Origin of the sequence: Saccharopolyspora pogona (assembly GCF_014697215.1) — a bacterium.
Lineage (GTDB): Bacteria > Actinomycetota > Actinomycetes > Mycobacteriales > Pseudonocardiaceae > Saccharopolyspora > Saccharopolyspora hattusasensis.
In genome coordinates this window covers 5,903,112-5,922,123 of sequence record NZ_CP031142.1, presented here as the reverse complement: position 1 = coordinate 5,922,123, position 19,012 = coordinate 5,903,112, and the positions used below count along the sequence as shown (strand labels likewise).

The following is a 19,012-nucleotide window of genomic DNA, read 5'->3' as shown; positions in this document are numbered from 1 at the left end:
TCGGGGCATGGCGCAGGACGAGCTCACGCATGTCGACGAGGCGGGCGCGGCTCGCATGGTCGACGTCTCCGGAAAGCAGCCCACCGCCCGCACCGCCGTCGCGAGCGGCGTGGTGCGCACGACTGCCGAGGTGATCGCCCTGCTGCGCCGCGACGGGCTGCCTAAGGGCGACGCGATCGCCACCGCCCGGATCGCCGGGATCATGGCCGCGAAGCGGACCCCGGACCTGATCCCGCTGTGCCACCCGATCGCGATCTCCGGCGCCAAGGTCGAACTCGTGCTCGGCGAGGCCGAGGTGCGGATCATCGCGACGGTGAAGACCACCGACCGCACCGGCGTCGAGATGGAGGCGCTGACCGCGGTCGCCGGGGCGGGGCTGACGCTGCACGACATGATCAAGGCCGTCGACCCAGCCGCCGTGCTCGACGCCGTCCAGGTGGAGCGCAAGGAGGGCGGCAAGACCGGCACCTGGAACCGCGACGCCTGATCCAGGGGTCCGCGATTTCCAATTGAGTGTTTTCCCGCCTCTTCTTGCGTTGCGGCGCGGGTAGCGGAACCTCAGCGGTCTTCTCGGCTGTGGGATCCCAGACTTGGGTATGACCAATACGCGGCGTCCAGGCTGTCCTCGCGAGAAGACCGCTGAGAACCCGCGGCGGTGTCGATTGCGATGGTGGGCTTTGCGTCTTCGGCGGATGCTCCGTCGTAAGACCTCAAGCGTCGCGGCGTCGGATCGACCAGGATGAAAAAAAGCTCATAGAAGTCGAAGGTCTGATTTCCAATTGAAACTGCGGAACGGCACCGGTGCCGCGGAGCGGGCGGGGTTGAGGCCGTATCGGTAGGTCACGGAGGATGGCCCCTGCGGCGGCCGATCGGACGGGGCAGGAAACACACAGGAGGTCTCCATGACGAGGACAGCGCGAGTGATCGCCGCGTCCAACCGCGCCGCGGTCGGCGTGTACCCCGACCGCACCGGTCCGGTGATCGTCGAATGGCTGCGCGGGCGCGGCTACGAGACCCCCGCCCCCGTCGTGGTGCCCGACGGCGACCCGGTGGGAGAGGAGCTGCGCCGCGCGGTCGCCGACCGCGCGGACGTCGTGATCACCACCGGCGGCACCGGCATCAGCCCGACCGACCGCACGCCCGAGGTCACGGCGGCGGTGCTCGACTACCCGATCCCGGGGCTGGCCGAGGCGATCCGCTCGGCAGGCCTGCCGGAGGTCCCGACGGCGGTGCTTTCCCGTGGGCTGGCCGGGGTCAGCGGCCGGACGTTGATCGTGAACCTGCCGGGCTCGCGCGGCGGCGTCAAGGACGGGCTCGGCGTGCTGGACGGAGTCCTGGAGCACGCCGTCGACCAGCTGCACGGCGGCGACCACGCGGTGCCGAACCGCGTGGTCGCGGACGTCCTGCGGGCCGACGTGACCGAGCAGGTGATCGACGTCGAGGACCTGGCCCGCTCGGTGGAGCACAGTGCGGCAGGCGCGGTGGTGACCTTCGGCGGGGTGGTCCGCGACCACGACGGCGGGCGCGGCGTACGCGAGCTCGAATACGTCGGGCATCCCAGCGCGTCCGACGTGATCGCCGAGGTGGCGCAGGACATCGCGGCGCGCTTCGAGGGGGTGCGCGCCATCGCGGTGTCGCACCGCATCGGCCTGCTCAAGATCGGCGATGTGGCGCTCGGGTGCGCGGTGGCGGCGGAACACCGCAAGCAGGCGTTCAGCTCCTGCTCGGAGCTGGTCGACGAGGTGAAGCGGCGCCTGCCGATCTGGAAGCGCCAGGTCTTCGACGACAACACCGAAGAATGGGTCAACTGCCCTTGATCCTGCTCAGGCTCGTCCTGCGTGGCGGCGCGGGTCGCCGGCCGTCCTCGTCAGGCGGCGTCTGAGAACCCGCTGCGCGGTCCGTCGCCTCAGAGCCAAAGCAAAGACCTCGTGAGTACTTTGGGTTGCTATCGAGCCTGTTCTGGAAGTGATCGTCCGGGTTGCGGTAGGGCGGGCTTGTGCCTTTGAAGCGGCGAAGCCGCTTAGCCGGTCCCGCAGCTTGCACCGCCGCGGGTTCGCAGACGGCGCCTGGGAGTGGCCTGGCTCTGCCTCACCAACGCTGCGAACGGACTGTTCACTTCCATAGGAGCCTGTTGCGTTTTCGGCGAAAACGGCTGAACCGAAGTACCAAATCAGTCTCGATCGCCGCCGCTTGTCCGCCAGTGGCCATCTCAGCCGTGATCGATCGATCACGGTCCGTGGTGGGCGTAATTTTGCAACAGGCTCATAGACGACACAAACGGATGCTCCTATAGATGTCAAGCGGCGGTTGTGGGGGTTTTTGGAGGGGTTTGTTGTGTTGTGGGGGTGGTGGTGAGTGCGTGGTAGATCTCGCGGGCGACGTAGCGTTTGAGGCAGCGGATGATGTCTTTTTTCGTGAGTCCTTCCTGGGTGCGGCGTTCGACGTAGGCGCGGGTTCGTTCGTCGTGGCGCATGCGGACCAGGACGATGGTGTAGAGGGCATTGTTGGCGGAGCGGTTGCCGCCGCGGTCGAGGCGGTGGCGGTCGGTGCGGCCGGAGGAGGCGGGGATGGGGGCGGCTCCGGTGAGGTGGGCGAATGCGGCTTCGGAGCGCATGCGTTCAGGGTTGTCGCCGGCGGCGGCCAGGAGGGTACCGGCGGTCTGGGTGCCGACGCCGCGGAGTTCCAGCAGGTCCGGGCAGGCCTGTTGGGTCAGCGGGGCGATGGCGTTGTCGAGTTCGGCGATCTCGGTGTCGAGGGCCTGGTAGCGCCGTGCCAGTAGGCGCAGGGCGGCGCGGGTGGCCGTCGGCGGGTGGGCCAGGTCCTGGCCGGGTCGTAGCCGGGCCAGGGTGGTGATCAGTGCGGCGGTGTTCAGGCCGGTGATCTGCTCGCGTAGCACCGCCGGTGCGGAGACCAGCAGTGAACGGATCTGGTTGATCGCCTGGGTGCGGGCTTTGACCGCGCTGGTGCGGGCCACGCGCAGGGCGCGGATGGCCTCGACCACACCGTCACGGCTTTTCGGGATGCCGGTGGCGCGTTCGGCCAGCACCGCGGTGGCTGCGGCGTAGGCATCGATCGAGTCTGATTTTCCTCTCAGGCGACGGGTTTTACGGTCGGGGCGATCCACCTCGATGACGCTGATGCCAGAGGCGGTGAGTACCCGGGCGAGTTCGGCGCCGTAGGCACCGGTTCCCTCGACCCCGATCGCGACGAGCTCACCATGCGACCGCATCCATTCCAGTAGCCGCCGGTAGCCATCGGTGGTGGTGGGGAACTCCTTGTCGGCCAGGTGCCGGCCCACCTGGTCGATCACCGCGCCGTGATGGGTCTGGCCATGGGAATCGACTCCGCCGATGATCCGCGGGCTTTCTTGCGTCATGCTGGTCCTGTCCGTCCTTGCGTCCGTTACCTGGGGCGGCACGCGCCGGTCGGGCGGGAGGACAAGACAGTGACGGGGCTTCTAGCCAAGCTCCTATAAGGTCACAAACGCCCGTCCGGCCGCGTGCGTAGCAACGCCCGGTAAGGCCGACAGATCCGTTCCAGGACAGGCAAGCCGTCAGTCCGTTCGAGGGTCAGACCCACCAGCGGCGTCACTACACACATCATCACTGTCCGTTCGCTTCACACCAGCAGCTTCCAAAAACAGCCCCTATCGCAGCCCAACGTGCTCACGATCTTTGACCCTCGGAAACGCTGCCCCGGTTCGGTGAGTTCCTGCTTCCGCCGAAAATTGGGGATGCTGATCACTCCGGGCGGAAGGCGCGGAGGGTCGCGTCGACCAGGGCGTCGGCGAAGGCGTCGTCCAGCGGGCCGGAGCGCATCAGCCAGCGCTGGGCGAGCGGCGCGTACAGCACCTCCAGGACGAGGTCCAGGTCCGCGTCGGCCGCGAGCTGGCCCGCGTGCTGCGCGCTGCGCAGCCGCTCCTTCTTCGCCTCCCTCACCGGTGCTTCCATCTTCTCGCGGTAGATCGCGGCCAGCTCCGGATCGTTGATTATCTCGGTGTTGAGCGCCCGGATCGGCGCCTCGAACTCGGGATCGGCGAACTCGGCCGCCGTCGCGCGCAGCACGGTCTTGAGGTCCGCCTCGACGTCGCCGGTGTCCGGCAGCACGATCCCTTCACCGTCATCCCGCTCGCTGAGCACCAGCAGGGAGTCGAAGACGACCGCGCCCTTCGACGGCCACCAGCGGTAGATCGTCTGCTTGCCGACTCCGGCGCGGGCGGCGATGGCTTCGATGGTCAGCTTGGCGTAGCCGACCTCTCCGATGAGTTCGCGCGCAGCGGTCAGGATCGCCACCCGGGACCGCTCGCTGCGGCGGGTGGCGTCCGGCGTCTTCCGGGATGCCATGCCCACACGATAACGCGCTACGAGACGTTCCGTCTTGACAGCCGTTCGGTGGCGAGGCACGCTCGAAATAAACGAGACGGTTCGTATCGTTTCGCCAATCGCGAGGAGTGCCTGTGCAACACGAATCCACCGAACCCCGCACCTGGTTCATCACGGGCGCGTCCCGCGGTCTGGGGAGGGCGTTCGCCGAAGCTGCGCTGGCGGCCGGCGACCGGGTCGTCGGCGTCGCCCGCGACACCACACCGCTGGACGAACTCGTCGACGCCAGCGACGGCCGCCTGGTCGCGTTCCCGCTCGACATCTCAGACCGCCGCGCGGTCTTCGCCGGGGTCGAGCGGGCGATCGCGGCCTTCGGCCGCCTGGACGTCGTCGTGAACAACGCCGGCGGCGTGGTGCTCGGCATGATCGAGGAGCTCACCGAAGAGCAGGCGAGGACTCACCTGGACACCAACTTCTTCGGTGCGATGTGGGTGAGCCAGGCCGTTGTCCCGCACCTGCGGGCCCAGGGCTCGGGCCGCATCGTGCAGGTGTCCTCGATGGGCTCGGCCGGTGGCTTCGCGGCGACCGGCATGTACGGCGCGGGAAAGGCGGCGCTCGACTCGATGAGCGAGGCGCTGCAGATGGAGGTCGAGAGGTTCGGGATCAAGGTGACGATCCTGCAGCCGGGCGGCTACGAGACCGAGCTGTTCAACCGGGGCCTGACTCAGCCGACCGAGCACGAGGCTTACGCGCCGCTGCGTGAGTGGCTGGCCGGGCTGTGGGCCGAGTCGGAGGACTTCGATCCGGCACGAGCCGCGGAGGTGGTGCTCCAGGTGGTGGACATGGCGGAGCCCCCGAAGCGGCTGATCCTGGGCGCAGCGGCCTACGACATCTTCGACCAGATGACCAAGGCCATGACGGCCGAACTGGCAAAGTGGGAATCCCTCAGCCGAAAGGCCCAGTGAGTGCAGCGCCGTTCCGCCACGCTGATCGATCGCGGTCAGCGCGGCGGGAAGGCGAAACCAACGCGTACATCAAGCGAGCCAGCGGACCCAGCGCTGCGAGCCGCTCGAGCGCGGACTGCTCGGCGAGCCCGTGCGGTGCGCCAAGACCGATCAGGAATCAAGAAGCGCCGGTCACCGGGCCGCGCCTACCGTTCCTGCCATGACCTCCTTCGACACGATCACCTTCGAGGTGGCCGGCCCTGCGGCCGCCGAACGCTGCCGCAGAACCACCTCAGTGGAAGCCCTGGCCTGATGTGCCACTACCGCCCGCCGGAAGTGGTCGCCGCGCTCGCCCGAGACAGCGCCGTGTGCCCAGTCGAAGCGCCCGCCGGTCGTCAACCTGACGTTGACGGCACCACCTTTCCACCTGCCGAAGAACACCTGGTCAGCACGGGAAGCCGGGCTGAGGTCCCGCAAGAACGGTCCTAGGATTCCCCGGGGAGCAGGCGGGGTCTGATTCCGCCGCCCGCATCGCGGAAGAGCGAGGAACCCCGGGAATGCCGGAACCCCCGCCGCCGGGGGTTTGCGGTGGGGGTTCCGAGAGGTGCGGAGCACGTGCCGTGTCGGGGGGTACGACACGTACTCCTCGCCGACCGGACTGGCCGGTCGACTAGATCATTTGATGTCGAGCCGCTGACCGGGGAAGATCAGGTCCGGGTCGCTGATGATGTTCAAGTTGCGCTGGGCGATTTCCTGGAAGGCGACGCCGAACTTCTCGCCGATCTCGCTCAGGGTGTCGCCGATCTGGACCGTGTAGTCCGCGCCGCTGGTCTTAACCGCCGGCTTGGGCGTGGTCGTCTGGGGCTTGACCTTGGTCTCGGTCTGCTTCGGCGTGGCGGTCTTGACGGGCGTGGTGGTCTTGACGCTGACCTGGGTACCGCCGGTGGTCCAGTTGAGTTTGGCGGTGCAGCCGGGCCACGCGTTGGGGCCCTGCGCGGTGAGGACCTTCTCGGCGACGGCGATCTGCTGCTCGCGGGTCGCCTGGTGGGCGCTGCCGGCGTACTGGGTGCCGCCGAAGGCCGCCCAGGTCGACGAGCTGAACTGGAGTCCGCCGTAGTAGCCGTTGCCGGTGTTGATGCTCCAGTTGCCGCTGCTCTCGCACTGGGCAAGCTTGTCCCAGTTCGGCGCGTACGCCGCGTTGGCGGGGGCTGCGATCGCGATCGGGGTGGCGACCACAGCGCCGGCGACGGCGACGCGGGCGATGGTGCGGCCGGTATTGGAAGGCCTTCGGTGCTTGCCTTGGTAGCGAGCCATGTTCCTCTCTCCTGCCGCGCCTGCGAGGTGAGCTGTCGGGTTCGGGCTGAGAGGCAGCCCGGCCGGTTCGGGGGAACCGGCTTCACCCCTAGGGCTTCGGGGAGCCCGGGTGTTGGGTCCCCCGCCCCTGTCCGGTTTCTTCGTTTCGGGGTCTGGAAGCCCGCCGGACAGGGCTCGGCGCTGCGGGCTTCCGCTCCTTGCTGATCGGTTCGGGGCCGACCGAGGAGCGACACTACGTAACCAACGCGGAGATCGGAAACCTGAGATCATGTGACGCTGATCACAGTAACAGTGGGGGTAGGTGCTTCGATCCGGGGTATTTGTGCTGATCAGGGCGTTGTTACCAAGTCGTTTCCGGGCCGATATCGATCACCGACAGTGAGTCATGGGTCACCTCGTTGCCCCCTCCGAGCAACGCTCGTCGCAGTGGTTCACCGCGCCGTCGGCTCCTCTTCGCTCTCGCCCGAGCGTGCCGGGACACCGTCGAGACGATCACGAAGAGGGTTCGCATCGGTGCACAGAGTAGCGATCTATGTCGCTAGATCAGGGGCCGTTAAGGCTGCCGAAGGACGCAGCTCGCGAATCAAGATCGACATGGTCTGGAGCGATATCAAAATGTCACCCGGGTGAGCGTGTAGGACACGCCGACGCATGTTGTATTCGCGTGCGCGCGCACGCCCGCGCGCGCAGTAATGTCAGTGTCAGTCCGGAGGGGCTAAGAGCCTGTCGGCGAATGCCGTCCGCGCCTTTGGAAGCGGCGTAGCCGCTTGCATTCACCTTGCCAAGACGACCATCGGCGGGTTCTGAGAGGTTTTCTGGCGAGGACGGCCCCTCCGCCGCGTATTGGACATACATCAGGAGGGGCACCCGCAGTCCAGGGAACCTCTCAGGTTCCGCTAAGCGACCACCCACCCAGACCATTCAACAAAAGGCTCTAACTAAGAGGGTGCGGTTCAGCCGCCCGCGAACGGCGGGAGGACGTCCAGCGTCGCGTCGTCGGAGACCTCGACGCTGCGGTCCCGGACGGCGACGCCGTCGAGCAGGAAGCTGCACGCCGGCAGCACCTTCGACAGCTTCTCGTCGTGCAGGTTCAGCGCGGCGGCGATGACGCCCGCAGCGGTCACCGCGGCACCGTCCGGCCGCGCGACGCGCACCGTCTCCTCCTGGACTCCGGCGGCCGCGCGGGCGCCTGCGAAGTACCTCACCTGCACCGCGACGGTCCTGGCCTGGTCCGGCAGCGCCGTCATCCGCTCAACCCCCGATAGCGCTCATCGGCCGGGCCGGCTGGGCGAACTCGCCCGAGTCCATGCCGTGCCCCGCGGCTTTCGCCCACATCGTCTCCTGCCACAACCGGATCAGTTCGGTGTCGTCCGCCCCGGCGCGCATCGGCCCGCGCAGGTCCGTCTCGGTCGTCGAGAACAGGCACGAGCGCAACTGGCCGTCGGCGGTCAGCCGGGTCCGGTCGCACGCCGAGCAGAACGGCCTGGTCACCGAGGCGATCACGCCGACCGTGGCTGGCCCGCCGTCGACCAGCCAGCGCTCAGCGGGGGCGGACCCCCGCTCGGCGACGTCCGGGGTGAGGTCGAACTCGGCGCTGAGCCGGTCCAGGATCTCCTCTGCGGTGATCATCTGCTCGCGGTCCCAGTCGTGCTGGGCGTCCAGCGGCATCTGCTCGATGAACCGCAGCTGGTAGCCGTGCTCGATGCAGAACCGCAGCAGGTCGCGGGCCTCGTGGTCGTTGATCCCGCGCATCAGCACCGCGTTGACCTTGACCGGTTCCAGCCGCATCGTCTTCGCCGCCGCGAGCCCGGCGAGCACGTCGTCGAGGCGGTCGCGGCGGGCGAGTCGCTTGAACACGTCGCGGTCGAGGGTGTCCAGCGAGACGTTGACCCGGTTCAGCCCGGCGCGCACCAGCGGTTCGGCGTAGCCGCCGAGGTTGATCCCGTTGGTGGTCAGCGATGTCTTCGGGTGGCCGGGCAGGGCAGCGGTCGCCGCGATGATGTCCACCAGGTCCTGCCGCAGCAGCGGTTCGCCACCGGTGAAGCGCACCGTATTGACGCCGAGTTCCTCGACGGCGATGCGGATCAGCCGGTTCATCTCGTCGGTGTCGAGCAACTCCGCGCGCTTCAACCACGGCAAGCCCTCGGCGGGCATGCAGTAGGTGCAGCGGAGGTTGCACTTGTCGATCAGGGAGACGCGCAAATCGGTGGCCACGCGACCGAACCGGTCCACCAGCCGGGGCGTGTCCGGACGTGCGGACGTATCGGTCGTGCGGCGCACGAGCGGGATTCCCAGGTCCACCGCGGTCACCCCACGACCCTAGCGCGTAGCGGCGGGGTATTTCGATCGCGCGAGCGGTTTTGTGCGGATCCGCCTAGCAGTTCGACGGGGGCGGAGGAAGGCACAAACCCGTTGCAAGATCCTGATCGGCGGGCATATTCCCTGGTTTTTCCCGCATCTGCGGAAGTATTGTTCCGGCTGTGCCGCACTATCGGATTTCAGAGGCCGCCGGGCTGCTCGGTGTCAGCGACGACACGGTGCGCCGGTGGATCGAGGGCGGCCAGCTGCCCTCGGATCGGGACTCCGCCCGCCGGCGCACCGTCGACGGCGCCGCGCTCGCCGAGTTCGCCCGAGCCCAGGCGCGCTCGACGCCGGATCCCTCCGGCATCGGCCGGTCGGCGCGGAACCGGTTCGTCGGGCTGGTCACCGAGGTGGTCTCGGACCGGGTCATGTCACAGGTGGAGATCCAGTGCGGCCCGCACCGGATCGTCTCGCTGATGAGCACCGAGGCGGTGCACGAGCTCGGGTTGGTGCCCGGGGCGCTGGCGGTTGCCGTGGTCAAGTCGACCAACGTCGTGGTGGAAACACCGGGAGAGGGATGATGGCGAAGCTCAGGATGATCGTCGGTGCGCTGGTTGCGCTCGTGCTGCTGGCCGGGTGCGGGCAGGCCGGGCAGCAGTCCCAGCCGCAGCGCACGGTGACAGTGCTCGCTGCGGCGTCCCTCACCGAGTCCTTCGACGAGCTCGGCACGCGGTTCACGCGGCAGCACCCCGACGTGCGGGTGCAGTTCGACTACCAGGGCTCGTCGACGCTGGCCGAGCAGATCAAACAGGGCCGCGCCGCGGACGTCTTCGCCTCGGCGGACACGAAGAACATGGACAAGGTGCGCGACCTGGTCGGCCAGCCGGAGACGTTCGCGACGAACCAGCTGACGATCGTGGTCCCGCCGGGCAACCCGGCCCACATCGCCTCGCTCCCCGATCTCGCCGCGCCCGGCCGGACCGTCGTGGTCTGCGCGCCGCAGGTGCCGTGCGGCTCGGCCACGCAGAAGGTGGCGCAGGCTTCCGGCGTGCAGCTGACGCCGGCCAGTGAGGAGAACGACGTGAAGTCGGTGCTGCAGAAGGTCATTGCGGGGGAGGCGGATGCCGGGCTCGTGTACGTCACCGATGCGAAGGCGGCCGGGGCCCAGGTGCAGGCGGTTGACTTCCCGGAGGCGCAGCAGGCGGTCAACACCTATCCGATCGCGACGATCGGGGCCGCGCCGGAGAAGCAGCTGGCCGCGGAGTTCATGGCGTTCGTGCGAGGTCCGGTCGGCCGCGAGGTCCTCGGTCAGCACGGTTTCGGCACCCCGTGATCAGGCGATCACCGCAATTTCAATGGAAATCGGACCTTCGATTTCCATTGAAATTGCGGACGACCCAGGTGCCGGTGGTGCTTTGGGTGCCCGCGGCGCTCGCGCTGGCGCTCGTGGTCCTGCCGGTCCTGGGGCTGCTGACCCGCGTCGACCCGGCACGCCTGCCGGCGCTGCTGCTCAGCCCCGCCGCGCTCGACGCCCTGTGGCTGTCGGTGATCACCGGGCTGATCTCCACCGGGCTGTCCCTCGTGCTGGGCGGACCGCTGGCGCTGGTGCTGGCGCGGTCCCGGATGCGCGGACTGCGAGTGGTGCGGGCTTTCGTGCTGCTACCGCTGGTGCTTCCACCGGTCGTCGGCGGCCTCGCGCTGCTTTACCTGCTGGGGCGCACCGGCCCGCTCGGGCAGCTGCTCGACACCGTGGGCATTCGCCTGCCGTACACGACGGCGGCCGTGGTGCTGGCGCAGACGTTCGTCGCGATGCCTTTCCTCGTGATCGGCCTGGAAGGCGCGCTGCGGACCGCGGGCGGGCGCTACGAGCAGGTCGCCGCGACGCTCGGCGCCGGGCCCTGGTTGACGTTCCGGCGGGTCACCGTGCCGCTGCTGCTGCCCGCGCTCGGGTCGAGCTTGGTGCTGACCTTCGCGCGGGCGTTGGGGGAGTTCGGCGCGACGATCACCTTCGCAGGTAGTTTGCAGGGCACCACCCGGACCCTGCCACTGGCCATCTACAACACGGCCCAGTCCGATGTGGACGCTGCGGTGGCGATGTCGTTGCTGCTGGTGGTGGTCGCGCTGCTGGTCATCGTGGTGGCCCGGCCCAAGGCGGTGGAAGGACGGCTGTGAGCGAATTGCGGGCCGACATCGAGTTCCGGCGCGCCGGTTTCACGCTGCGCGCGGAGTTCGAGGTGGCGCCGGGCGAGGTCCTCGCCGTGCTCGGGCCGAACGGGGCGGGCAAGTCCACGCTACTGTCCGTGCTGGCAGGGCAGCTGGTGCCGAATCGCGGACGGGTCGAACTGGACGGCGCGTCGTGGCTGGACACCGAGCGCGGGATCAACGTGCCGACGCACCGCCGGGGCGTCGGGCTGCTCGCGCAGAACGCCCTGCTGTTCCCGAACCTGACGGCCCTGGAGAACGTCGCCTTCGGCCCGCGCGCGGCCGGCGTCCGCAAGGCGGAGGCCCGGGAACTCGCCCGTCGCTGGCTGTCCGAAGTGGACGTTTCGGGCCTGGCTGCGCGCAAGCCCGGGCAGCTGTCGGGCGGTCAGGCGCAGCGCGTGGCGCTGGCCCGGGCGCTGGCGGCCAACCCGCAGCTGCTGCTGCTCGACGAGCCGTTGGCGGCGCTCGACGTCGACGCGGCCCCAGCCATGCGCGGGCTGCTGCACCAAGTGCTGCGCCGGCAGGAGAAACCGACCGTGTTGGTCACCCACGACGTGCTGGACGCGGTCGTGCTGGCCGACCGGCTGCTTGTGCTGCTCGACGGCTGCATCGTCGAGCAGGGCCCGACCCGCGAGGTGCTGGCCCGGCCGAAGGAGGCCTTCACGGCGCGGGTGGCCGGGCTCAACCTGGTGCCCGGGGTGGCCGCGGCGGACGGCATCTCGTTCGCGGACGGCGCGATCAGCGGCCGGATCGTTGAGGAGCTGGAGCGGGGCGAATCCGCCGCTGCGGTGTTCTCGCCGTCGGCCGTCGCGGTGCACCGCGAGCGGCCGCACGGCAGCCCGCGCAACGCGATCCCGGTGCGGTTGGCGGCGCTCGAACCGCGCGGCGACGTCGTGCGGGTGCGCGGCGTGGCGCGGAACTGCTCGCTGGCCGCCGACGTGACCCCGGCGGCCGTCGCCGATCTGCGGCTCATCCCGGACGACGAGGTCTGGTTTGTGGTGAAGGCCGCCGAAGTAGCCATCCACCCCACCTCCGGTGGATCATCGGGGGCGTGACTGAGCCATCCCCCTGGACGTACCTGATGGACATGGACGGCGTGCTCGTGCACGAGGAGCACATGGTGCCGGGCGCGGACGCCTTCCTGGCGGCCCTGCGCGACAACGACATCCCGTTCATGGTCTTCACCAACAACTCGATCTACACCCCGCGTGACCTGCGCGCCCGCCTGCGGCGCACCGGGCTCGACGTCCCCGAGGGTGCGATCTGGACCTCCGCGCTGGCGACCGCGCAGTTCCTGGAGAAGCAGCGGCCCGGCGGCTCGGCCTACGTGGTCGGCGAGTCGGGGCTGACCACGGCGCTGCACAACATCGGCTACGTGCTGACCGACCGCGATCCGGACTACGTCATCCTCGGCGAGACCCGCACCTACAGCTTCGAGGCGATCACCAAGGCGATCCGGCTGGTCGAGGCGGGTTCGCGGTTCATCGCCACCAACCCCGACGAGAAGGGGCCGAGCCGGGAGGGCACGCTGCCCGCCACCGGCGCCGTCGCCGCGCTGATCGAGCGGGTGACCGGCCGCGCGCCCTACTACGTGGGCAAGCCGAACCCGCTGATGATGCGGTCCGCGCTGCGCCACCTGGGCGTGCATTCGGAGAACACCCTGATGATCGGGGACCGGATGGACACCGACGTCCGCTCCGGGCTGGAGTCGGGTCTGCAGACGATCCTGGTGCTGTCCGGGATCTCCAACGAGAACACCGCGGAGCTGTTTCCGTACCGGCCGACGAAGGTGGTCAACTCGATTGCCGACCTCACCGGCCACGTCCTCGACCCGTTCAAGGCCTGAGGCGGCGGGCACCCGTGGCCGGGCGGGCGCGGGCGCCCGGTGCTTTCGGGACGGTGAAGCGGGTTTCGGCAGGTCGATCGCTGGTGACCTGGTTCAGGTCGTCGGCCAGGCGTTCGGCGGCGTCGCGCACGGGCTCCGCGCGGCGGCTCGGTGAGCCGGACCAGTGGCGCTGCGCCGCCGCCAAGCTGCGCAGGTCCGTCTGGAGTCGCAGCCGTTCGACCTGGGTCCAGTTTTCCCCGGCCGGGGGGCGGAGTGCGTGTTCGATCGCCATTGCGACCCCGCTCCGGCTCCACGTCCATGATCATCCGCATCTCCGAGTCGGTCCGCCGCTGACGTTCGTGGGACTGCGCCCGGGTGGTCGGTGGTACGCCGACGCGCCGGAGGTCACCGGACGCGCATGAACGCGTACGGATCGTCGGCGTCGACGATGCGCTTGCCCAGCGGCATCAGCGAGACGGGTACGAGCTTGAAGTTCGCGATGCCCAGCGGGATGCCGATGATCGTGACACAGAGGGCGAGGCCGGTGAAGATGTGCCCGAGCGCCAGCCACCAGCCGGCCAGCACCAGCCAGATGATGTTGCCGATGGCGGCGAACGCGCCCGAGGCCGGCTCGTCCACCAGCCGCCGGCCGAACGGCCACAGCGCGAAGTTGGCCATCCGGAAGGACGCGATGGCGAACGGGATGCCGATGATCGTGATCGCCAGCAGGACCCCGGCGAACGCGTAGCCCACGGCCATCCAGAACCCGCACAGCACCAACCAGATGATGTTCAGCAACAACCGCATGCCTATACGGTGCCAGCCCGGCGCCCGCCCCGCCGAACCCCGGTGCTACCCGCACCGCCACGCAGGACGAGTTCGGAAACAGCCCCTATAGCAGCCCAAAGCGCTCATTAGGCCCTGACCAGGTGGAACGGTGCGGTTCTCAGGCGAGGAGTTCGCCGCGGAGGACCGTGACGGCCCGGCCGCGGAGGCCGACGCGGTGCCCCCGCAGGGCCATCTGGACGATGCCGCCGCGCTGGGACGCCTGCTCGCCGACGAACGTCGTATCGTGCTCGTCGCGCCCGAGCTGCACCGCCCACCAGTTCGCCAGCAGGCAGTGCGCCGAACCGGTCACCGGGTCCTCCGGGATGCCGACCTGCGGGGCGAACACGCGGCTGACGAAGTCGATGCCGGGCCGGTCGCCGGGCGCGGTGACGATCACCCCGCCCGACGGGATTTCCGCCAACGCCTCGAAATCCGGCCGCACCGCGCGGACTTCGGCGGCGGACGCGGCGAGCGCGAGCACCTTGGTCTCGCCCTGCGCGGCCTCTTCGATGGTGATGCCGGGCAGCCCGGCGGCCAGCGCCTCGGGCGGCTCCACCGGCTCGGCGCGGTCGACGGGGAAGTCCATCTCGATCCAGCCGTCCGCCTGCGCGGTGCAGGTGAGCACTCCGCCGCGGGTGTCGAAGCGCTGGTCGCCGCCGAGCACGTGCGCGGTGGCGAGGGTGGCGTGCCCGCACAGTGGCACCTCGGTGGTGGGGGTGAACCAGCGCAGCGGTTTCGGCTCGTCGCCCGGGCCGCCGACCACGACGAATGCGGTCTCGGAGTGCTGCAGCTCGGCGGCGACCGACTGCATCCACTCGACCTCGGCAGGGGCGTCCAACAGCACGACCCCGGCGGGGTTTCCGGAGAACGCGCTGTCGGTGAAGGAGTCCACGACGAAGGCACGCACCCCTGAACCCTATGCAACCGCAGGCGGCGTCGTCATCTCGCTTGCCCGGCCAAGGGAATCCCGACGGCGGGTCACCGCTCATCGTGGGTGAGCTCGGCAGCAGCGGGGGCGTCGGTGGCGTGCAGGCGAACAGCTTCGTGCCCGATGTGTCCATCGTGGCCAGCTTGACGCAGTCGAAGGTGAGCCGGCCGACCCGCGGGTGGTCGGAGCACCCGGCGGTTGCTGCCGAACTCGGCGATGTCCTGATCTGCCACACCCTCGCCTGGCCGTCTGGATCGGCACGCGGTTCCTGCTATCCGACGAGGCCGCCACCGCGAGCTCCTGCCGGCACGCCGTGACCCGGGCGGCCGCCGACATCGTCGCCGAGATCGAGGCCGAAGCCGCTCGGGCGCTGACCTGCCTCATCCCCTGAGCAGCTGCCGAGAAGTTGCAGGTGAAGGGCGCCTTGCGCCGGGCGAACCGGCCGCGCGGATTGGGGTTCGCGCGACACTCGGCCGCTTGGCGCATACGCGAGAAGTTGCGCTGCAGCCGGGAATCAGCCCTTGGTGTCGAGCTTGGCGAGTTCGGCGGCGTCTTCGGCGCCGAACTGGTCCTCCAGCTGTTCCGGGGAGGCGTCGACGTCGATCTGGGCCAGCGGCACGCCGCGGGCGCTGGAGATCGCGCCGAGGCGGCGGGTCGCGCGGTCCGAGGCGTAGGCCGTGAGTTCATCCATGTCCAGCTCGAAGGGCAGCACCTCGGGCGCGTCCTCCGGCTTCCACTGGACCTGGGCGATGGCGTGCGGCAGCAGCCGGCCCATCTGGTCCTGCACGATGTCCCAGTTGCGCTCGTCGTCGGCGACGTGGCGGCGGCAGGTGAACGTGCCCCACGCCATGTGGCGGCGCTCGTCGTCGCCGATGCGCCGGATGACCTCCTGCATGCCGGGCAGGATGCCGCGGCTGACGCAGATCTTGTGCCAGGCGTAGTAGCCGGTCAGGGCCAGCGTGCCCTCCACGATGTGGTTGTAGGTGACCGACGCGCGCACCTGGTTCTCCGGGCTGGGGTCGTCGTGCAGCGCGTGCAGCGACTCGGGCAGCGCACGGTAGAAGATCTCGCGGTAGCCGGGGTTCTCCTCGACGAGCCCGTGCAGGTCTTCGGTGAGTCCGATGGCGTCCAGCCACAGCCGGAACACCTGGGTGTGCTTGGCCTCTTCGAACACGAACTGCGTCAGGTACATCTCGTCGCCGAACCGGCCCTCGGCGGCCATCGCGGCCACGAACGGCTGCAGGTCCTGGGTCACGGCCTCTTCGCCGGCGATGAACTGGGCGCAGAGGCTGGCCACGCTGCGTTGCTCGTCCTCGTTGAGCCGCTGCCAGTCCTCGGTGTCCTTGCTGAAGCCGATGTCGGCGGGGTTCCAGAACTTGGCGTTGCCCTTGTTGAAGAGGCGCAGCGGCAGCGAGTCCCAGTTCAGGCCGCTGGCCCGCAGGGAGTGGAAGCCTTCGCGATGGGCGGGGTGCGCGGTGGTGCTCGTCATTTGAACGACTCCAGCTCGCCGGAATGTGAGAAATATTACGACATGATTTTCGATACTGCACAGTTTCGAATCAAGGGTTTGGGGGTCAGGCGGCGAGTCCGCTCGCACGTAGGGTGAGGCGCGTGGCAGAACAGCGCAGCGCCCCGACCGTCGGTTTCGACCTGGACATGACCCTGATCGACCCGCGCCCCGGCATGGTGCGCGCCATCGAAGCACTGAACGCGGAGTTCGCGTTGTCGCTGGACGGCGAGGCCTTCGCCGCGCACCTGGGGCCGCCGCTGGCCGACACGATGCGCGGATACGGCTTCGACGAGCCGATGGTCGAGCGGCTGGTGAACCACTTCCGCGAGATCTACCCGTCAGTGGTGGTCGGGGCGACCGAGCCGATGCCGGGCGCCGCGCCGGCGCTGGACGCGGTCCGTGAAGCCGGCGGGCGCACGCTGGTGATCACCGGGAAGTTCGAGCCGAACGCGGCCCTGCACCTCAAGGCGTTCGGCTGGGACGTCGACCTGCTCGCCGGCGACGTCTTCGCCGCGGCGAAGGGCGAGGTGCTGCGCGAAGAGGGCGCGACGATCTACGTCGGCGACCACCTCGGCGACATCGTCGGCGCGAAGACCGCGGGAGCGGTCGCCGTCGGCGTGGCCACCGGCCCCTACGGCGTCGACGAACTGGTGGAAGCCGGTGCCGACGTCGCGCTGCGCGACCTCACGGAGTTCCCGGAGTGGCTCGCGCAGCACGCCTGATCGCGCTGCGGCGCCTAGCGGAGCAGGAGGCGATTTCGCGCGAAATCGCCGCTCCCCACGCGTGCCGCGTGGCGATTTCGCGCGAAATCGCCGACGCGGAACCCCTGTGTCGGGCGTGGTCCCGCTTGGCGGATTCAGCGCCTGCGGTTGCGGAAGATGGTTGCGACCACGCCGAAGATCAGGCCCGCCGGGCACAGCAGGGTGGCGAGGTTCAGCCAGATCGGCAGGTTCTGGTAGCCGGCGGCGGCCAGCCCGAAGATCATGACGATCGCCAGCAGGCCCAGCCCGAACAGGACCATCGATACCGGGAGCACTGCGGACCTGGACGTTGCACTAGCCATGCTGAGCAGCGTATTAACGGACTGAGCCGGGTGCCGCAGCGGGCCTTGGTCAATAAGGCCGGGTGTTGTCGGATGGTTACGCGGTAAGCTTGGCGTGACGCGTCCCGGCGCGCCCAACTGTGTGGCGTATTCGGGGCGCTTTCGTCGTGCCGGGGTCGTTCGGCCCCACTCGGCGGAGAAGACAAGGACGACCGAGGACCGGGAGACCGGGCCAGCGCATTCGACAGGGAACGGTGAGGACAGTGCCTACCGGCAGGGTCAAGTGGTTCGACGCGGAAAAAGGCTTCGGCTTCCTGACCCAGGACGGTGGGGAGGACGTTTACGTGAGGTCCTCCGCGCTGCCGTCCGGCGTGGATGCGCTCAAATCCGGCCAGCGCGTCGACTTCGACATGGCGCAGGGACGCCGGGGTCCGCAGGCGCTCAAGGTTAAGCTGCTGGACCCGCTGCCGTCGGTGGCGGAGGCGCACCGCCGCTCCGCCGACGAACTGCACGGCATGGTCGAGGACATGATCAAGCTCCTGGAGCTGAAGATCCAGCCCGACCTGCGCCGCGGTCGCTACCCGGACCGCAAAATGGCCAAGCGCATCGGCGAGGTCGTGCGCGCGGTCGCCCTCGAGCTCGATCCGGGCAACTGACGAACGTCGCGGAGGCCGGGCGCATCGCGGTGCGCCCGGCTTCTTTATGCCTTTCGGCGGGGGTGGTCGTGGCCGGTCGGCAGCTCCGGCGAGGGCGCCCGGATTCCCAGATTCACCTGCGTGAAAGCCAAGACCATCGCGCTCGCGGTGGCGCTCGGGAGCTCGCTCGGCCCGGCCACTGCGCACGCCGCGCCCGAGCCGACCGCGCCCGCCATCGACGAGTACCTGACCAACGCGCTGGAATCCACCGGCGTACCCGGGTTCTCGGTCGTGGTTACCAAGGACGACAGGGTCGTGCACACCGGACGACGAGGTCGTGCACGCCGCCGGTTACGGCCACGACTCCGAGGGTGCGGCTCGAGCGAACTCCTGATGCGCTCAACGTCATCGTGCGGAACCCGGCCGCCGATGCCCGGCCGGGCTACCCGGCGCAACGCCGCCCGCGACCGGGTGGCGACCCTGACCCCGCGGGAACGCGAGGTGCCGGCGCTGGTCGGCGCGGTACTGTCCAATCAGGACATCGTGCAGCGGCTGTTGCTGGCCGAAGGCAGCGTCAAGGCGCACGTCCGGACGATCCTGCAGCGCCCGTCCGCGAACAACCGCGTCCAGGCCGCGATCACCGCCTACGAGGCCGGGCTGGTCGGCGGCTGAAGCCGGCCGTCACTCGTGGACGTTCAGGATCCAGGTGCCGCCGATGCCGAAGTCGACACCGCCGTCCGTGCCCTGGGTCAGCACCGCCGAGAACTGCTGGACCTCCACGTGCTCGAGCCGGGTGCCGTCCGGCGGCACCTGCAGCGTGTAGGCGTGGCGCTCGTTGGGGCGGAAGACGGCGCTGCGGCCGTCCAGCTCCTGGCCGTTCGTGCCGCGGTAGATGAACACCACCTGCCACGGCGTGGCGGCGACCTCGCCGGGCACCGAGATCTGCAGCGGATCGTTGTCCGGCACGCGCAGGTCGCCGACGGTGTTCTCCGACGGCGTCTTGCAGTTCTGCCCCGTCGCGTCGCAGAGCTGGGCGGGGTTGACGGCCGCCGAGTTCCCGTGCGAGTAGAAGGTGACCTGCGGTTCGCTGGGTGCGGCACAACCGGCGACGAGCGCGATGCCCGCCGCCGCCAGCAGCGGCTTCAGTCCACGATGCACGGT

At 69.4% G+C, this 19,012-nt stretch carries 24 protein-coding genes and 1 riboswitch; of the genes, 12 read left to right on the top strand and 12 right to left on the bottom strand.

What is annotated here, in order from left to right; translation table 11 throughout:
* Window positions 1-7 precede the first annotated feature (7 nt).
* Window positions 8-487: a cyclic pyranopterin monophosphate synthase MoaC gene (gene moaC, locus DL519_RS27440; RefSeq protein ID WP_190819029.1), complete on the top strand. Its 480-nt coding sequence runs from the start codon at window positions 8-10 to the stop codon at window positions 485-487.
* A 415-nt stretch (window positions 488-902) separates the two neighbouring features.
* Window positions 903-1,817 carry a molybdenum cofactor biosynthesis protein MoaE gene (locus tag DL519_RS27435; RefSeq protein ID WP_190819027.1) on the top strand — a complete coding sequence of 305 codons (915 nt, stop codon included), beginning with the start codon at window positions 903-905 and terminating at the stop codon, window positions 1,815-1,817.
* A 479-nt stretch (window positions 1,818-2,296) separates the two neighbouring features.
* Here the strand turns inward: DL519_RS27435 and DL519_RS27430 are convergent, their stop codons facing one another.
* Window positions 2,297-3,376, bottom strand: a complete 1,080-nt coding sequence (locus DL519_RS27430; RefSeq protein ID WP_190813148.1) for an IS110 family RNA-guided transposase — start codon at window positions 3,374-3,376, stop codon at window positions 2,297-2,299.
* A gap of 364 nt (window positions 3,377-3,740) precedes the next feature.
* Entirely contained in the window at window positions 3,741-4,343 is a 603-nt protein-coding gene (locus DL519_RS27425) for a TetR/AcrR family transcriptional regulator (protein WP_190819025.1), read from the bottom strand.
* 113 nt (window positions 4,344-4,456) lie between these two features.
* Here DL519_RS27425 and DL519_RS27420 point away from each other — a divergent pair, with 113 nt between their 5' ends.
* Window positions 4,457-5,287: an SDR family NAD(P)-dependent oxidoreductase gene (locus DL519_RS27420; RefSeq protein ID WP_190819023.1), complete on the top strand. Its 831-nt coding sequence runs from the start codon at window positions 4,457-4,459 to the stop codon at window positions 5,285-5,287.
* Window positions 5,288-5,458: 171 nt separating this feature from the next.
* Here the strand turns inward: DL519_RS27420 and DL519_RS27415 are convergent, their stop codons facing one another.
* The 4 genes from DL519_RS27415 to moaA all read right to left on the bottom strand — a co-directional run bounded on the left by DL519_RS27415 (window position 5,459) and on the right by moaA (window position 8,890).
* A complete protein-coding gene (locus DL519_RS27415; RefSeq protein WP_190819021.1) occupies window positions 5,459-5,743 on the bottom strand; it encodes a hypothetical protein in 285 nt (94 codons plus the stop codon).
* A gap of 198 nt (window positions 5,744-5,941) precedes the next feature.
* The gene (locus tag DL519_RS27410; protein ID WP_190819020.1) at window positions 5,942-6,580 is read right to left on the bottom strand and encodes a transglycosylase family protein; all 639 of its coding nucleotides are present in this window, start codon (window positions 6,578-6,580) and stop codon (window positions 5,942-5,944) included.
* A gap of 1 nt (window position 6,581) precedes the next feature.
* Window positions 6,582-6,741: riboswitch (cyclic di-AMP (ydaO/yuaA leader) on the bottom strand.
* 792 nt (window positions 6,742-7,533) lie between these two features.
* On the bottom strand, window positions 7,534-7,827 hold the full coding sequence (locus DL519_RS27405; protein WP_190819018.1) for a MoaD/ThiS family protein: 294 nt from the start codon (window positions 7,825-7,827) through the stop codon (window positions 7,534-7,536).
* 4 nt (window positions 7,828-7,831) lie between these two features.
* The gene (gene moaA, locus DL519_RS27400) at window positions 7,832-8,890 is read right to left on the bottom strand and encodes a GTP 3',8-cyclase MoaA (RefSeq protein ID WP_190819016.1); all 1,059 of its coding nucleotides are present in this window, start codon (window positions 8,888-8,890) and stop codon (window positions 7,832-7,834) included.
* A 170-nt stretch (window positions 8,891-9,060) separates the two neighbouring features.
* On the opposite strand from moaA, the gene DL519_RS27395 reads away from it, so the two are divergent.
* The 5 genes from DL519_RS27395 to DL519_RS27375 all read left to right on the top strand — a co-directional run bounded on the left by DL519_RS27395 (window position 9,061) and on the right by DL519_RS27375 (window position 12,929).
* On the top strand, window positions 9,061-9,462 hold the full coding sequence (locus tag DL519_RS27395; RefSeq protein WP_190819014.1) for a TOBE domain-containing protein: 402 nt from the start codon (window positions 9,061-9,063) through the stop codon (window positions 9,460-9,462).
* Window positions 9,459-10,214, top strand: a complete 756-nt coding sequence (modA, locus tag DL519_RS27390) for a molybdate ABC transporter substrate-binding protein (protein WP_190819012.1) — start codon at window positions 9,459-9,461, stop codon at window positions 10,212-10,214. Before DL519_RS27395 ends, modA begins: the two co-directional genes overlap by 4 nt.
* A gap of 68 nt (window positions 10,215-10,282) precedes the next feature.
* Window positions 10,283-11,053: an ABC transporter permease gene (locus DL519_RS27385; protein WP_190824246.1), complete on the top strand. Its 771-nt coding sequence runs from the start codon at window positions 10,283-10,285 to the stop codon at window positions 11,051-11,053.
* A complete protein-coding gene (locus DL519_RS27380; protein ID WP_190819010.1) occupies window positions 11,050-12,138 on the top strand; it encodes a sulfate/molybdate ABC transporter ATP-binding protein in 1,089 nt (362 codons plus the stop codon). The genes DL519_RS27385 and DL519_RS27380 overlap by 4 nt, the downstream gene beginning before the upstream one ends.
* 26 nt (window positions 12,139-12,164) lie before the next feature.
* Entirely contained in the window at window positions 12,165-12,929 is a 765-nt protein-coding gene (locus DL519_RS27375) for an HAD-IIA family hydrolase (RefSeq protein ID WP_190824245.1), read from the top strand.
* On the opposite strand, the gene DL519_RS27370 is transcribed toward DL519_RS27375, so the two are convergent.
* The 3 genes from DL519_RS27370 to DL519_RS27360 all read right to left on the bottom strand — a co-directional run bounded on the left by DL519_RS27370 (window position 12,919) and on the right by DL519_RS27360 (window position 14,643).
* Window positions 12,919-13,200, bottom strand: a complete 282-nt coding sequence (locus DL519_RS27370) for a hypothetical protein (RefSeq protein ID WP_190819008.1) — start codon at window positions 13,198-13,200, stop codon at window positions 12,919-12,921. The genes DL519_RS27375 and DL519_RS27370 overlap by 11 nt on opposite strands.
* Window positions 13,201-13,313: 113 nt before the next feature.
* A complete protein-coding gene (locus tag DL519_RS27365) occupies window positions 13,314-13,715 on the bottom strand; it encodes a YccF domain-containing protein (protein ID WP_010308641.1) in 402 nt (133 codons plus the stop codon).
* Window positions 13,716-13,854: 139 nt separating this feature from the next.
* Window positions 13,855-14,643 (bottom strand): PhzF family phenazine biosynthesis protein, encoded by a 789-nt coding sequence (locus DL519_RS27360; RefSeq protein WP_190819006.1) that lies wholly within the window; start codon window positions 14,641-14,643, stop codon window positions 13,855-13,857.
* Between the two features lie 199 nt (window positions 14,644-14,842).
* Between DL519_RS27360 and DL519_RS27355 the strand changes: the two genes are divergently transcribed.
* The gene (locus tag DL519_RS27355) at window positions 14,843-15,055 is read left to right on the top strand and encodes a hypothetical protein (RefSeq protein WP_190819004.1); all 213 of its coding nucleotides are present in this window, start codon (window positions 14,843-14,845) and stop codon (window positions 15,053-15,055) included.
* A gap of 123 nt (window positions 15,056-15,178) precedes the next feature.
* On the opposite strand, the gene DL519_RS27350 is transcribed toward DL519_RS27355, so the two are convergent.
* Window positions 15,179-16,153, bottom strand: a complete 975-nt coding sequence (locus DL519_RS27350) for a R2-like ligand-binding oxidase (protein ID WP_190819002.1) — start codon at window positions 16,151-16,153, stop codon at window positions 15,179-15,181.
* Window positions 16,154-16,275: 122 nt separating this feature from the next.
* On the opposite strand from DL519_RS27350, the gene DL519_RS27345 reads away from it, so the two are divergent.
* Window positions 16,276-16,896: an HAD family hydrolase gene (locus DL519_RS27345; protein WP_190819000.1), complete on the top strand. Its 621-nt coding sequence runs from the start codon at window positions 16,276-16,278 to the stop codon at window positions 16,894-16,896.
* A gap of 134 nt (window positions 16,897-17,030) precedes the next feature.
* Here the strand turns inward: DL519_RS27345 and DL519_RS27340 are convergent, their stop codons facing one another.
* A complete protein-coding gene (locus DL519_RS27340) occupies window positions 17,031-17,237 on the bottom strand; it encodes a hypothetical protein (protein WP_190818998.1) in 207 nt (68 codons plus the stop codon).
* Between the two features lie 242 nt (window positions 17,238-17,479).
* Here DL519_RS27340 and DL519_RS49500 point away from each other — a divergent pair, with 242 nt between their 5' ends.
* The gene (locus tag DL519_RS49500; RefSeq protein ID WP_190818996.1) at window positions 17,480-17,872 is read left to right on the top strand and encodes a cold-shock protein; all 393 of its coding nucleotides are present in this window, start codon (window positions 17,480-17,482) and stop codon (window positions 17,870-17,872) included.
* 120 nt (window positions 17,873-17,992) lie between these two features.
* Window positions 17,993-18,523, top strand: coding sequence for a response regulator transcription factor (locus DL519_RS47315; RefSeq protein WP_223839610.1), 531 nt, complete (start codon window positions 17,993-17,995; stop codon window positions 18,521-18,523).
* Between the two features lie 9 nt (window positions 18,524-18,532).
* Here the strand turns inward: DL519_RS47315 and DL519_RS27325 are convergent, their stop codons facing one another.
* Window positions 18,533-19,009, bottom strand: a complete 477-nt coding sequence (locus DL519_RS27325; protein ID WP_190818994.1) for a DUF2771 family protein — start codon at window positions 19,007-19,009, stop codon at window positions 18,533-18,535.
* Between the last annotated feature and the right edge of the window lie 3 nt (window positions 19,010-19,012).